The organism is Ancylobacter sonchi (genome assembly GCF_018390695.1).
Classification (GTDB): Bacteria; Pseudomonadota; Alphaproteobacteria; order Rhizobiales; family Xanthobacteraceae; genus Ancylobacter; species Ancylobacter sonchi.
On record NZ_JAHBGF010000028.1, the window covers coordinates 702653 to 716945 of the forward strand.

14 protein-coding genes are annotated in these 14293 nt (G+C 68.1%); 4 read left to right on the forward strand and 10 right to left on the reverse strand.

Annotation, left to right across the window (positions count from 1 at the left end; genetic code table 11):
- Positions 1-24 precede the first annotated feature (24 nt).
- The 4 genes from KHC28_RS18645 (at position 25) to KHC28_RS18660 (ending at position 3622) form a co-directional block, all read left to right on the forward strand.
- A complete protein-coding gene (locus tag KHC28_RS18645) occupies positions 25-1017 on the forward strand; it encodes a PQQ-dependent catabolism-associated beta-propeller protein (protein ID WP_214009810.1) in 993 nt (330 codons plus the stop codon).
- Between the two features lie 219 nt (positions 1018-1236).
- Positions 1237-2049, forward strand: coding sequence for a lanthanide ABC transporter ATP-binding protein PedB/LutE (pedB, locus tag KHC28_RS18650; RefSeq protein WP_376772750.1), 813 nt, complete (start codon positions 1237-1239; stop codon positions 2047-2049).
- A gap of 5 nt (positions 2050-2054) precedes the next feature.
- Entirely contained in the window at positions 2055-2936 is an 882-nt protein-coding gene (gene pedC, locus KHC28_RS18655) for a lanthanide ABC transporter permease protein PedC (protein ID WP_214009811.1), read from the forward strand.
- A gap of 26 nt (positions 2937-2962) precedes the next feature.
- Complete coding sequence (locus KHC28_RS18660) at positions 2963-3622, forward strand: hypothetical protein (RefSeq protein WP_246564954.1); 660 nt, start codon at positions 2963-2965, stop codon at positions 3620-3622.
- A 31-nt stretch (positions 3623-3653) separates the two neighbouring features.
- Here the strand turns inward: KHC28_RS18660 and KHC28_RS18665 are convergent, their stop codons facing one another.
- The 10 genes from KHC28_RS18665 to KHC28_RS18710 all read right to left on the reverse strand — a co-directional run bounded on the left by KHC28_RS18665 (position 3654) and on the right by KHC28_RS18710 (position 14229).
- Positions 3654-4250, reverse strand: coding sequence for an HXXEE domain-containing protein (locus KHC28_RS18665; protein WP_214009812.1), 597 nt, complete (start codon positions 4248-4250; stop codon positions 3654-3656).
- 195 nt (positions 4251-4445) lie between these two features.
- On the reverse strand, positions 4446-5042 hold the full coding sequence (locus KHC28_RS18670; RefSeq protein ID WP_214009999.1) for a PQQ-dependent catabolism-associated CXXCW motif protein: 597 nt from the start codon (positions 5040-5042) through the stop codon (positions 4446-4448).
- Positions 5043-5119: 77 nt separating this feature from the next.
- Positions 5120-5971, reverse strand: a complete 852-nt coding sequence (locus KHC28_RS18675; RefSeq protein WP_214009813.1) for a substrate-binding domain-containing protein — start codon at positions 5969-5971, stop codon at positions 5120-5122.
- 22 nt (positions 5972-5993) lie between these two features.
- Positions 5994-6473, reverse strand: coding sequence for a c-type cytochrome, methanol metabolism-related (locus tag KHC28_RS18680; protein ID WP_246565015.1), 480 nt, complete (start codon positions 6471-6473; stop codon positions 5994-5996).
- A 382-nt stretch (positions 6474-6855) separates the two neighbouring features.
- Complete coding sequence (gene xoxF5, locus KHC28_RS18685; RefSeq protein WP_214009814.1) at positions 6856-8661, reverse strand: lanthanide-dependent methanol dehydrogenase XoxF5; 1806 nt, start codon at positions 8659-8661, stop codon at positions 6856-6858.
- Between the two features lie 449 nt (positions 8662-9110).
- On the reverse strand, positions 9111-10100 hold the full coding sequence (locus KHC28_RS18690; protein ID WP_376772751.1) for a quinoprotein relay system zinc metallohydrolase 2: 990 nt from the start codon (positions 10098-10100) through the stop codon (positions 9111-9113).
- A 157-nt stretch (positions 10101-10257) separates the two neighbouring features.
- A complete protein-coding gene (locus tag KHC28_RS18695) occupies positions 10258-10656 on the reverse strand; it encodes a c-type cytochrome (RefSeq protein ID WP_214009815.1) in 399 nt (132 codons plus the stop codon).
- Positions 10657-10862: 206 nt separating this feature from the next.
- The gene (locus tag KHC28_RS18700; protein WP_214009816.1) at positions 10863-11657 is read right to left on the reverse strand and encodes a formylmethanofuran dehydrogenase subunit C; all 795 of its coding nucleotides are present in this window, start codon (positions 11655-11657) and stop codon (positions 10863-10865) included.
- On the reverse strand, positions 11654-12562 hold the full coding sequence (fhcD, locus tag KHC28_RS18705; RefSeq protein WP_214009817.1) for a formylmethanofuran--tetrahydromethanopterin N-formyltransferase: 909 nt from the start codon (positions 12560-12562) through the stop codon (positions 11654-11656). The genes KHC28_RS18700 and fhcD overlap by 4 nt, the downstream gene beginning before the upstream one ends.
- Positions 12559-14229 (reverse strand): formylmethanofuran dehydrogenase subunit A, encoded by a 1671-nt coding sequence (locus KHC28_RS18710; RefSeq protein WP_214009818.1) that lies wholly within the window; start codon positions 14227-14229, stop codon positions 12559-12561. The genes fhcD and KHC28_RS18710 overlap by 4 nt, the downstream gene beginning before the upstream one ends.
- Positions 14230-14293: the final 64 nt, after the last annotated feature.

Sequence of the window (14293 nt, forward strand, 5' to 3'; positions counted from 1 at the left end):
AGCGCCGCTGCCAAGGAGGAAACGATGACACGCCGTATCTTGCTGAGCGCCGGCCTCGCCGCCACCGCGGGCCTGATGGTGATGGCGGAGACGCTGCCGGCGCAGGCGCAGGTGCGTGCCTTCGTCACCAATGAGCGCGACCACACCATGAGCGTCGTCGATCTCGACAGCCTGAAGGTGATCGAGACGGTGAAGACCGGCCGCCGTCCGCGCGGCATCACCGCGAGCCCGGACGGCAAGCTCATCTATGTCGCCGCCTCCGACGACAACCGCGTCGAGGTCTATGATTCCAAGACCTTCAAGCTGGTGAAGACGCTGCGCTCCGGCCCGGACCCGGAGCTGTTCGTGCTCGCCCCCTCCGGCAACCCGCTCTACATCGCCAATGAAGACGACAACATGGTCACGGCGGTGAATGTCGAGAACAACGAGCTGGTCGCCGAGATCCCGGTCGGCGTCGAGCCGGAGGGCATGGGCGTCTCGCCGGACGGCAAGTATCTCGTCAACACCTCCGAGACCACCAACATGGCGCATGTCATCGACACCGCGACCAATGAGGTGATCGAGAACATCCTGGTGGATTCGCGCCCGCGCGTTGCCCAGTTCAACCATGACGGCACGCAGCTCTGGGTCTCGGCCGAGGTCGGCGGCACGGTGGCGGTGATCGACCCCAAGGACAAATGGAAGATCATCAAGAAGATCGGCTTCGAGATCCCCGGCGTGAACAAGGACGCCATCCAGCCGGTCGGCATCCGCATCACCAAGGACGGCTCGAAGGCCTTCGTGGCGCTCGGCCCGGCCAACCGCGTCGCCATCGTCGACACCAAGACGCTGGAGGTGGAGAAGTATCTGCTGGTCGGCCAGCGGGTCTGGCAGCTCGGCTTCACGCCCGACGAGAAGCTGATCCTGTCCACCAACGGCAATTCCAACGACGTCTCGATCATCGATGTCGGCGCCGAGAAGGTGACGAAGTCGGTGGCCGTCGGCCGCTCGCCCTGGGGCGTCGTGATGGTGCCGTAAACACGGAGAGGGCTGGTGTGGGCGCTCCATCGCTCCGCAATGTCGTTGCCGCTCACCGAACCGCTCCGCTGACCGCCTCCCCCGATGGGGAGAGGAGAGGAAAAGGCCGCTGCCCCCGGAATTAAGTCCCCGCCTCATCCCACCGCCCCTTTCCATCCCCGGCCCTGCGCCGGGGATGATAGTTTGGTGCAACGCCCTCTTCCGCTGCGGAATGCCGGAATGATGCCGATCGACCTCGCCGCCATCGCTTCCCCGGAGACGCCCGCCGTCGACCCGGCCCCTGCCCTCGCCATCGATGGCGTCACCCACGCCTTCGGCGCCCGCAAGGCGCTGGACGATGTCAGCCTCACCGTCCCGCGCGGCAGCTTCACCGCGCTTCTGGGGCCGAACGGCGCCGGCAAGACCACGCTGTTCTCGCTGGTCACCCGGCTCTACGACAATCGCAGCGGCTCGATCCGCGTGCTCGGCCACGATGTGCGCCGCGAGCCGGCCGCCGCGCTGTCGCGGCTCGGCGTGGTGTTCCAGGCCCGCACCCTCGATCTCGACCTCACGGTGATGCAGAACCTCGTCTATCACGCCACCCTGCACGGCATCGGCTTTCGCCGGGCGCGGGCGCGGGCGCTGGAGGTGCTGGAGAGCGTCGGCCTCGCCGACCGGGCCAAGGACAAGGTGCGCCAGCTCTCCGGCGGCCAGATGCGCCGGGTCGAGATCGCCCGCGCGCTGATGCACGGGCCCGAATTGCTGCTGCTCGACGAGCCGACGGTGGGACTGGATATCGGTTCCCGCGCGGCCCTGCTCGCCGAGGTACGCCGGCTGATCGCGCGCGAGGGCATCGGCGTGCTGTGGGCCACCCACATCATCGAAGAGATCGAGGCGAGCGACCGCATCGTGGTGCTGCACAAGGGGCGAATCCAGGCGCAGGGCTCGCTGCCCGACGTACTGGCCGCCGGCCACGCCGCCGACATCTCCGCCGCCTTCCTCGCGCTCACCGGCGCGGCGGAGGCCAGCGGGCCGCGCGGCGAGGAGGGATGATGAACATGACACCGTCTCCCTCCCCGTCCGCCGCTGGCGCCGCCGCTTCCCCGGCGCGGCATCCCGCCCGCCTGCCGCTCTCCGGCTATGTCGTCTGCATGGCCGGCATCTGCTGGCGCGAGGCGCTGCGCTTCATGGGCCAGCGCGGCCGCTTCCTATCGGCGCTGGTGCGCCCGCTGGTGTGGCTGTTCATCTTCGCCGCCGGCTTCCGCTCGGTACTGGGCGTGTCGATCATCCCGCCCTACGAGACCTACATCCTCTACGAGGTCTATGTGGCGCCCGGCCTGGTGGCGATGATCCAGCTGTTCAACGGCCTGCAATCCTCGCTGTCGATGGTCTATGACCGCGAGGTCGGGGCGATGCGCATCCTGCTGGTCAGCCCCTATCCGCGCTGGTACCTGCTGCTGTCGAAGCTGGTGGCTGGCATCTGCGTCTCTTTGCTGCAGGTCTATGCCTTCCTCGCCATCGCCTGGTTCTGGGAGGTGGAGGCGCCGCCCATCGGCTATCTCACCGTGCTGCCGGCGCTGCTGCTGTCCGGGCTGATGCTCGGCGCCATGGGACTGTTAATGTCCTCGCTGTTCCGGCAGCTGGAGAACTTCGCCAGCGTGATGAACTTCGTCATCTTCCCGATGTTCTTCACCTCCTCGGCGCTCTACCCTCTGTGGAAGGTGCAGGAGAGCAGCCTGCCGCTCTACTACATCTGCCTGCTCAACCCGTTCACCTATGCGGTGGAGCTGATCCGCTTCGCGCTGTACGGCCAGTTCGATCCATTCTCGGCGATGGTTGTGGCGGGCTGTGCGGTCGCATTCCTCTGCGCCGCCATTGTCGCCTATGATCCTTCCGCCGGACTGATGGGCCGCCGCGGCGGGCCGGAAGCGGTCAAATGACAAGAACGAATGCCCGGGAGACGCCTATGCCCTTCTACCCCCTGACCCTGGCGGGGCGCGCTGCCGCGCCGCTGCGCGCCGGTCTGGTGACCGGTCTCTTGGCCGCGCTCCTGATCGCGGCACCCATCGCCGAGGCCGCCAGCCCTGCCGGCGGGCTGTGGCCCTGCATCCAGCCGCGCGTCGACAACCTCGCCGCGGCGCAGATGTGGGACGGCCCGCCGATCGACGGCCTCGCCTGGCGCGACGACGCCGCCGTCGCCGATCTGGTGCCGGTGCTCGCCGCCCGTCGCACGCCGATCGAGGAAGCCGGCACGCGGGTCGAGGACTTTGCCCGCCAGGCCGGCGCGGACAAGAACAAGCGCCTCACCTTGCTGTTCGCCGGCGTGTTCGACCAGATCAACGGCCTGCGCACGCGCATCCTCACCGGCATCGAGCGCTATTCGAAGCACCAGATCGGCCTGTCCGACCGCATCCGCGCCGAGAGCCTCGAAGTGGCGAAGCTGAAGAAGGCGGCCAGCACCGACGCCGACAAGACCAAGGCGGCCGATGCCGAGAAGCAGTTGCTCTGGGACACCCGCATCTATGACACCCGCGCCCAGGCGGTGAACGCGGTGTGCGAGAGCCCGGTGATTCTCGAGCAGCGCGCCTTCGCGCTCGCCCGCGCGATCCGGGCGCAGATGGACTGAGCCGGGAGCCGCGACGCTCGCCCCTCGCCGGTCAGCCGGAGACGGTCCGGTCCCGGCGGGTGGCGAGCCGCCAGCCCACATGGAGCACGATCAGCAGGTGCAGCAGCACGGCGAGTGCGAGCCCTGTCAGATGCGCGCCCGCAGGCGCGTCGACGAGCGCCAGCGTGACGAGGCCGAGCGGAACGAACAGCAGCAGGCTGGTGATCAGGCCGGGATTGTAGGCCCGCAGCTTCACCGCCCCGACCACATGGATCGCGGCGTTGACCAGCGCCGCATAGGGCGCCACCAGCCCGGCCGCCGGCCCGCACAGCAGAGCGGCGTAGAAGGCGGCGAGGTTCAGCCCCCAGACCAGCGGCAGGTTGACCACCAGCACCGTCGCCACGCTCAGCCCGTCGCGGCCGTGCAGCAGCCGCCCGTTGACGAAGCGGCGGAAGCGGTCGCCGGTGTGCTCTTCCACCTGATGCACCATGTAGACCGGGCTGTGCAGCAGGATCAGCAGCAGCGGCAGGTCGAGCACCCGCGCCAGCATCGGCACCAGCACCAGCACCGCCGCCGCCATGAAGCCGGCGCCGGCGACCCAATGCTGCGCCACCCAGTACACGACACGGCGGCCGAGATGCCGGTCCATATGCCCCTCCCCCGTCTTGCCAATTCTACCGCGACGCGGGCGGATGAACAGCGCCTGCCCGATGTGGGGCGCGACCGGTGCGCTCCGGTGGTCCCGCGCGGCGCGGCAATGGATGGAGGCGAGGGATTGGCGCCGTCGCCGGGAACGCGCTCGGGCGCTTCGGTGTTCAGCCGTAACCTCAGGCCACGGCCCGGCTCACTCGCGTGGCGTGGCGGGCTCCAGCGGCAGGCCGGCCTTGGCCCAGCCATCGCTGCCCTGCGGATACCAGGCGACGTCGGTATAGCCATAGGCCATGGCCCGCTTGGCGGCGTTCCACGACATCCAGCAATCGGTGAGGCAGTAGAATGCCAGCGGCGCATCGCGCCGGCCCTCGGTCAGCACCTCGAGGCTGCGGCGGAAATAGCCGTCCATCGGTTCGCTGAGCGTGCCGTAGCCGACATTGGGCAGCCAGGTGCTGCCGGGCAGATGGTCGCGCGGCTTGTCGCGCCAGATGGTGCCGGGGGCGAGGTTGGCCGGCTTCACGTCGCGCGGCAGCACGTCGACGAACAGCGCCGCCTTGGCGCGCCACAGCCGTTCCGCCTCGCCGGTGTCGATCACCCGGGCGCCCTTCAGCGTCGCCGGGGTCGGCGCGCGAAAGCCGTCCATGCGGTAGCCTTCCGGCTCGGCGACGGCCGGCTGCGCCTGTCCGGCCGCCGGCGTCGAGCCGCCGGCCGGGTTCTGCGCCCTCGCAGGGGTGAAGGCGATGAGTGCCACTGCCAGCCCGGCCATGCCGAGCCAGGCGAGACGCACCATGGGCGAGCGGGGCAACAGGCGGTCGGCGAGCGCCACCGCCCTGCGGGACGGCGCCTCCCGCGGGACCGCGCGCGCGGTCATTTGCCCGCCTCGATCGGCTGGTTGCGCTCGTCGAGCAGCGGCACGCCGAAATCCAACAGAATGCGATTGATCTCCGGCTGCTCGCTGGCGATGAACTCGTTGAGCTGGTGCTTCCAGTTCAGTTCGCCGGGACGGATGCCGAAGGTGATGCGGTAGGTCATCTGCGGATCGCCGCGTTCCTTGGTGAGCGGCACCACCGAGAGCGGCGACTCGGAACGGCGGGCGTAATAGCCACCGATCGGTCCCCACAGGATGCCGGCGTCGATGGTGCCGGCATTGATGTCGGCGATCATCTGCTCGGCCGGGCTCTCGTAGCGGCGGTCGACCATCAGCGCATAGGGACGGGCAAAGCCCATCAGCCCGTTGCGCTGCAGGTGATCGCCCGGCGGCGAGCCGGCGACGATGCCGATATGCAGGCCCTTGAGGCGTGGGTCGGCCAGCGACTCCACCCCGTCGAGCGGCCCGTCCTTGCGGGAGATCAGCACCCAGGCGGACTTGTAATAGGGGTTGGTGTTCAGCACCGGATCGCCGCCCGCGACATAGCCCATGACGATGTCGCAGCGCTTGGAGCCGAGCGTCATGCGGTAGAAGCCGGTCGCCTGCGGGAACCAGGTGTAGTCCAGCGGCACGTTGAGCTTCTTGGCGAGCAGGTCGGCGATGCGGTTCTCGAACCCGTCGCCCTTCTCGTCGGTGAAGGGCATGTTGGCGGGGTCGGCGCAGACGCGCAGCGTCGAGCGGTCGACGAGGTCGGAGACCTGCGCCGACGCCGGCCCGGTCGCCGCCGGCAGCAGCGCCGCGACGACGAGCCCGGCGAACGCCGCCGCCCGCGGACCGGCGGGGCGGGTCATCCCGCCAAGCCGGCCCATCCGGCTATTTCCGGCCGAAGCACTGGTTCTCATTGGCGCCGTACTCTTTCGTCTTGTCCTCGCGCTTGCTGGGGCGCGTGCGGTCGAGCGCGCCGTCGGCGCGGGCCTTGAGGTAGACGTAGAGGTCGTCCATGTAGCACATGACGTTCAGGTTCTCGCCGAAGGCCGGCATCACCTGGTCGGCCGTGCCGACGCCGATCGTCTTCTTGCCGTTCACCACCGTCTCCATGAACTGCTCATAGGTGAGCGTCTTCAGGGAGTTGGCGAGCGCCGGCGCATAGGTCGAGCCCATGCCGTCCGGGCCGTGGCAGACATGGCACTCGGCGTGATAGCGGCGGTAGCCGGAATAGGTGAACCAGTCCATCGTGCCGTCGGGAGCGATGCGGTAGGTCGGCGTGCCGTCGGGCAGCGTGTACTTGCCGAGATCGTCCTTGCTCGCTTCCTGGCCGCCATGGGTCTTCGACCCGTCGGGCGCGGTGCCCATCGTGTTCGGAACGGCGGGCTGCTCCTGCGCCATCGCGGCGACGGGCAGGACGGCGAGGCACATGACCAGCGGAGCGATGGCCAGCAACGCGGACGGCGTACGCCCCGCGGCGCGCCGGGGCGCCGGGCTGAGGTTCGACCGTCCGTAAGCGGAATTCGTCATGGGGTCACTCCCGAAGGCACCAGGCCAGAATTGAGGGTCGGAATGCACCGTGATGGCGATGGCGACGCGCAGCCGGCACACGACCTGGGATGATTCTAAGATTCTCATAAGGCGCGATGTCCCGAGACACGGGGGCCTGGCTCATCGCCTTGACGATGGCCAGGCCCCCAATGCCGTCGGTAGATGAAGGCGCCGCCGCTGGGACGGCGCCTTCCCGGTGTCAGTTCGGAAGAGCGAAGACGGTGAGCTGGCCGCCGAGGTTGGTGTAGTTCGACAGCGCGGCGTAACCACCCACGGCGCCGAGGCCGGCATTCGGGTCGGTCAGGCCGGCCGCAAGGCCGATGCCCGCCCAGCCGCCAACACCCGAGAGGACGGCGATGTACTGCTTGCCGCCATGCTCGTAGGTGGTGACGTTGCCGATGATGCCCGACGGGGTCTTGAACTTGTACAGTTCCTTGCCCGTCTTGGCGTCGACCGCCTTCAGGTAGCCTTCCAGCGTGCCGTAGAACACCACGTCGCCGGCGGTGGCGAGAGCGCCCGACCACACCGAGAACGGCTCGGGCAGCGACCAGACGATCTTACCCTTGGTGTTGTCCCAGGCGATGAAGTTACCCATGCCGCCATGGCTGTTGGGCGCCGGGAACATCGACAGCGTCGCACCGACATAGGGCTGGCCCGCGGTGTAGCTGACGCGGAACGGCTCGTAGTCCATGCAGACGTGGTTGGTCGGCACGTAGAACAGGTTGGTCTTGGGCGAGAAGGCCGCCGGCTGCTGGTCCTTGGAGCCGAGAGCCGCCGGGCAGACGCCCTTGGTGTTCACGTCCTCGCCGTTCTGCTGGGTCGAATACTGGGCAACGACCAGCGGACGACCGAAGGTCTTGCTGTTCTTGTCCATGTCGACCTTGGTGGCCCAGTTCACCGCCGGGTCATACTTCTCGGCGACGAGCAGTTCGCCCGACACGCGGTCCAGCGTATAGCCGAAGCCGTTGCGGTCGAAATGGGTCAGCAGCTTGCGCGGGGCACCGTTGAACTGCTGATCCGTGAGGATCATCTCGTTGATGCCGTCATAGTCCCACTCGTCGTGGGGGGTCATCTGGTAGACCCACTTGGTCATGCCGGTGTCGGCGTCACGGGCGAAAATGGTCATGGACCACTTGTTGTCGCCGGGGCGCTGGGCCGGGTTCCAGGTCGAGGGGTTGCCGGAGCCGTAATAGACGAGGTTGGTTTCCGGGTCGTAGGAATACCAGCCCCAGGTACAGCCGCCGCCGATCTTCCACTGATCGCCTTCCCAGGTCTTCAGCGAACTATCCTTGCCGATCGGCTTGCCGAGATCGGTGGTCTTCTCCGGGTCGACCAGCAGATCGCTGTCCGGGCCCATCGAATAGCCACGCCACACCTGCTTGCCGGTCTTGGTGTCATAGGCGGTGACGTGGCAACGCACGCCGAATTCGCCGCCGGAGATACCGACGATGACCTTGTCCTTCACCGGCAGAACGGTGGCGGTGTTGGTCTCGCCCTTCTTGGGATCGCCGTTGAGCACCGACCACTTCTTCTCGCCGGTCTTGGCGTCGAGCGCGACGAGCGTGGTGTCGGCCTGGTGGAGGTAGATCATGCCGTCGGAATAGGCGAGGCCGCGGTTGACCGTATCGCAGCACATCACCGGGATGACGTTCGGATCCTGCTTGGGTTCGTACTTCCAGATGATCCGGCCGTCATTATTGAGGTCGAGCGCATACACGATGTTCGGGAACGGCGTGTGCACATACATTGTGTCGCCGATCACCAGCGGACCACCTTCGTGGCCGCGCAGCACGCCGGTGGAGAAGCTCCACGCTACCTGCATCTTGCCGACATTGCCGGCGTTGATCTGATCGAGCTTGGAATACCGGGTGTTGGCGTAGTCACCGGTCTGGATACCCCACTGTTTGGGGTCCTTAATGATCTTGGTCAGTCCGTCATTGGCCGCGGCAGGCCAAGCATAGACGGCAACACCCAAAAGCAGCGCCGCACAGGCAAGCTTGCGCATGCGTATATCTCCTCCTCAACGCGTTCCTCCGGCCACGGGGGCTGTGTATCCAGCCGTGCCATGATCGGTTTATTATTCTCTTTTCACGTTCATCTCCGACAGCGTGTCACGACCGGCTGGGGGGAGAACAGCCGGAAATCACGGGGGCCTCGCCCCAAGCTGGCCTACGAAGTGAATTTCGAGGTTTTGGGCCCCGAAAATCATTGAAGCCGGAGATGTGGTGACCCTAGACCGATTTTGAACAACACGCAATAAGAACCGCGCCGCCGAAACTCTCTTATTATGAAATTGCTGCAGGCGCTTAGCCGTTGCTGCATCTGCGAAGTGATGTACTGTATACCAGAGAGGAATACTTAAATTTTCGCCGATTTCGTTGGATTTCCGCGAAATGCCTTCCCCTCACCGTCCTGCCGCACCGCCGCACCGGTCGCGGGCCATGCCCCGCCGGCTCACTCCCACTCGAATTCGTGATAGGCGGCAATGGCGTTACGGGCGTTGAACTCGTCGAAAAGCGCCCAGGAATCACGCTCCGACAGCCCGGCCCGCTCGGCCGCCTCCCCCATCGGGACACCGTCTGCGATGAAGCGCCGCACGTCGGCGGCGAGCGTCTCCAGATAGCGCCGCTCGGCCGTCGCGGCACCCGGCCAGTCGGTGCTCGCCGGCCCGTGGCCGGGCACGGCGCGGGCGGCCTTGCGGGCCGTCAGCGCGTCGAGAACGCCGAGCCATCCCTTCAGGCTGCCGTCGAGAGTCGGCACGTGGCCGACGAACAGCAGGTCGCCGAGGAACCAGCTGTCGCTCGCCGAATCGCGAATCGTCAGGTCGTTGTCGGTATGCGCGGTGGGATGCGCCTCGAGCTCCAGCACCCGGCCGCCGAGGTCGAGCACCAGCCGATCCTCCACCAGCAGATCCGGCAGCACGATGGTGGTGCCCTCCCCGGCCGGGCCGAGCAGGCGCTTCACCTGGTCGAGATAGGTGTCGGCCCGCACCGAGAGCGCGCGCGGCAGCTTGCGGTGGCCGACGAAGCGCACCCCCTCGCCCTGCAGGGCCGAGTTGCCCAGCACGTGGTCGGGATGCATGTGGGTGTTGATCACGTAGCGCAGCGGCCGGTCGGTGACCCGGCGCACCGCTTCGCGCAGGCGCTGGCCGGCAATATGGCTGTTGCCGGTGTCGATCACCGCCGCCGCCTCGGTGCCGACCACAAGGCCGACATTGGCGATGGCGCCGTCATTGTCGGGGGCCAGCAACTCATAGGGAGCGCGGTGGACGAACACGCCGGGCGCGATCTCGCCGAGCGTGATCTCCCGGTCCGGCGCGGCAAGGGCGCAGCCGCAGAACGGCATCGCACCCTCGACCAGCACGCCACCGGCGGCGAACGCCCCGAAGGCGAGCGCGGCGCGGCGGTTCAGAACGGGAAACCCTGGCGGAAACCTTGTGGCCATGCGGCTGCCGGTCGCCTCCCTTGTCTCGCCCGGTCCGTGGGGGCCGGGACGTCGCGACCCGCGCCGGCCGCCCTTCTGGCGGGGCGGCGCGGGGTCCGCCGATCGGAAAACCCGATCAGGATTGCCCGATCAGGGCCAATCTATCAGGTCTAAACCATCACGGCTTCTTGGCGCCGGTCTCGTCATACTGCGAGAGATAGGCGATCAGGTCGGCGCGGTCGTCGTCCTTCGGCAGGCCGGCGAACACCATCTTCACGCCCGGCATGCTCTGGCGCGGATTGGTGAGATAGGTGCTCAGCTGCTCGGCGGTCCACACGTCGCCCTTGGCGTTGTGCTCCTTGAGCGTGTCGGAATAGTTGAACCCTTCCACCGCGCCCATCTTGCGGCCGACGATGCCGTTCAGCTCCGGGCCGACCTTGTTCTTGGCGCCCTCGCCGACGGCATGGCAGGCCATGCATTTCTTGAACACGTTGGCGCCCTTGGTGGCGTCGCCATCGGCGAGCGCGGCGGTTGAGCCGAGGGCAAGGAGAGCGGCGGCGGCGAGAAGACGGTTCATGGGAGTCCTTCCTAAGTGTTTGTCATTGAACGGCGCCGTCGCTGCGGCGCTTGACCCGGTTGAAGCTTAGCGTCTTGCCTGGAACGATCCTAGACTGAGGATGGCTCACAACCCCGGCAAGGCTTTGACAATTCGCCGCATATCCCTCGGTAAGCCGGCTCTGCCGATGTGCGTCACGGCGTCACGCGGGGATGCGGCGGGGCTTTCTAGAAGACCAGCACCTCGCCCAGCCCGCCCTGCAGCCGGTCGCCGACCAGGCGGCGGGCGGTGACGGCGGAGCCGATCAGCGCGGCGAGATCGGGGACGCGGCGCGCCATCAGCCGCAGCGCCACGAGGTCGTGCGTGCCGGTGTCGGCGAACCCCTCGGCGAGGTCGGGCACGGCGCGCGCGAGCAGCGTGCCGCGCTTCATGCCCCGCCCGGTGCCGGTGCCGAACCGGCCGGCCACCGCCAGCGTACCGGCGATCATGTCGGTCGCCGCCTCGTCGCCGACGTCGCCGCCGACGAGGATCAGCCCGCCGCGCTGCCGTTCGCCGGCGCGGATGCCCGCGCTGCCGCCGATCGCCACCACGCCGCCCGCCATGCCGCGCCGCGCGCCGGAAGGCGCCGCGCCGACCCGCGCGCCGGCATCGCCGGCAAGCTCGATCCGCCCGCCGGTCATGCCGGCCGCCAGTTCGTCGCCGGCATTGCCGGAGATGCGCAGCAGGCCGCCCGCCAGGCCGCGCCCGGCATGGGCGCCGACGTCACCCTCGACGACGATCTCGCCCGCCGCGAGGCCGGCGCCGACACCGTCGAGCCGGGCGTCGCCGCCCTCGATCACCAGCCGCCCTTCGCCGCCCGCGCGCACCGCGAACAATTCGCCGAGCGGCACGCTGCGCCCGCCATGCGGCAGCGCGAGCGCCTCCACCTCGGCGAGAGCCTTGCCGGCCAGCGCGGCGGGCGTCACGCCCTCGAGATCGAGCCGCGCGGCAAGCGGCGCCTTCAGTCGCAGCACGACGCTCATGCCACGCCTCCCATGATGTCGCGCAGCTTGAAGTGGAACGGGCCGAGATTGCCGCCGTAATTGCCGGCGTCGATGGCCACCACGCCGCCGGCGCTGCCGACCGCGCACACCGCCTCGATGCCCGCCCGCGTCGCCGCGGCCACGGCGTCGAAGCTCACCCCGTCGATGACGATCTCCATCACGCTGCCGACCTCGTCGGGCAGCGCCGAGGCGGCCGCCACGCCGCGCAGCGTCGGGCAGTAGGAATCGTTGGTGGAGGCGAACAGCGCCTTGTATTTCGAGCCGACCTTGGAGCCGGAGCGCACCACGCCGCCGGGGAACGGCAGGATGACGCCTTCCACCTGGCTCATCGCCTTCACCGCCTGCTCGGCGGCATGCAGCGCCTGCCCCCGCGAGCGGGCGAGGATCAGGATGTTGCCGCCGCCGACGCCTTCCACCGAGCCGGTGTCCTCGTCGCAGACGAACTCGCCATCCATCACCGGCAGGCGCCAGAAGCGCTCGTCGCCGAACTTCTTGGAGATCTGGTAGCCGTCGGAAAAGTAGCGGATGGTCTTGGCCAGCGGCACCCGCTTGCCGCCCTCGATGCCGGCATAGCAGGCGGTGGTCGGGCAGGTGAGGATGCATTGGCCGAGCCGCAGCGGCACCACGGTCTTCAGGCTCTTGAAGTCCATGGCGAAGATCAGGATCGCCACCCCCGGCCGCCCGTCGGGCGTCTCCTCGGGAGGGATGACCCGCTCCACCCCTGCCTCGCAGCCGCAGCCGATGACCGAGGTGGCGAAGCCGGTGGTGACGCGCCCGGCCGTCATCGCCCAGTCCGGCGTGTCGGCGGTGATGATCAGCCTTGTGCCCACCATCGGGAAGGCCTCGGCGAAGCTGTCGCGGATGTCGACGCCGTTGATGATCACGACGCACCTCCCACGCAGTTCAGCACCGTCGGGCCGCGCCCGCCGCGCAATTCGCCGTCGGAGAGGCGGAAATGCTTGGCCTTCAGCCCCACCGTCCGGTCGAACCAGGCGTCGAGCTTGCCCTCGATGGCGGTGTCGAACTCCGTGCGCACCACATGGGTGGTGCCCGGCGCGAGATCGACCACCTCGCCGTCGCGGACGATCAGCCGGCCGTCCTTGAACACCAGTTTCGCCTTGGAGAACATCGCCTCGCGGTCGGCGTTCTCGTCATGCACGGCGATGTCGGCCACCGCGCCCGGCGCCAGGTGGCCCTTGTCGGCCAGCCCGAGAATGCGCGCCGGCGCCGCCCGCGTCAGGATGGCGATCTCCTCCAGCGAATATTCCCGGGTGATCTGCCCCAGCAGCGTGTGCGCCTGCGCCGTCTTGTTCAGCGTGGCGAGTTGTGCGTTCCGGAAATCGCGGTCCATCAGCAGCCGGATCAGGTGCGGATAGGTGGTGAACGGCCCGCCATTGGGATGGTCGGTGGTGAGGAAGATCCGCCAGGGATCCTCGACCAGCAGGAACAGTTCCAGCCCGATCGCCCATTGCAGCGCGTTGACGAAGTTCTTGTCGCGGTATTCGAACGGCACCACGCCGCAACCGGCATCGAGCTCGATGTCCATGCCGATCGATTTCTTGGGATTCGCAAGACCACGGTTGCGGTATTGCGACATGTAGTCGGCCGACGCCGTCACCGTCTGGCCGAACATCACCTGCCCGACATCGACGGAGATGTTCGGATTGGCGTTCACCATCTCGGCGATGCGCGCGGCGGCGGAAGAGAACCGCCGGTCGCCCTCGGTGCCGTAGGAATGGAACTGCAGATGCGTCAGGTGCAGCCGCCGCCCCTCGGTGGCGGCGATGGTGGCGAGCGTCGTCTCGTCATTGCCGGGCACGCCGAGATTGCAGCCATGCAGGTGGATCGGGTGCGGCACGCCGAGTTCGGTCACCGCGCGGATCAGCGTGGTCAGCACCTTGCGCGGGGTGACCTCGTAATGCGGGTTGGCCTCGTCGAGGTCGAGCTTGCGGGCGTTGAACTTGAAGGCGTTGATGCCGCCGGGATTGACGATCTTGATGGCGAAGGCCTGCGTCGCCTTCAGCATCCAGCCGACATAGGCGTTGATTTCTTCCTGCGGCGCGCCCTGCGCGATCTGCCGCAGGATGAAGTCGTCATTGCCGAGCACCAGATAGGCGCCGGTGTCGAGATTGGGGATGTCCGCCATCTCCAGATGCGCGGCCCGGGCGTTCGCCCCCAGCATTGCCGGCTCGAAGACGGTGGTGTAGCCAAGCTCGGCATAGCGGCAACCGGTGGCGTGGGCGGTCGGCACCGCCCGCCCGCCGCCGCAGCCGCAGAACGACCCGGACATTTGCGGCAGGATCTTCTCGGGATATGCCCGCCGGTCTTCCTGCATCAGCAGCCGGGCAAGGTTCATCTTGCCGCCGGCAATGTGGCTGTGCAGGTCGATACCTCCAGCCATGACGATGGCGCCGCCGAGCTCGTATTCCGCGTCGGCCCTCTCGCCTGTCGGCGCGACGACGCGGCCGTCGACGAACTCGACGTCGCGCGCCACCGCGTTCTCGCGGTTCGCCGGGTCGAGCACCCGCCCGCCCCGCAGCCTGATACGCATGTCGTCCCCTCCCGCTCGGAACCCCTGCCCTGCCGGCGCGAACGCCGGACGGATAGCGGGGCTC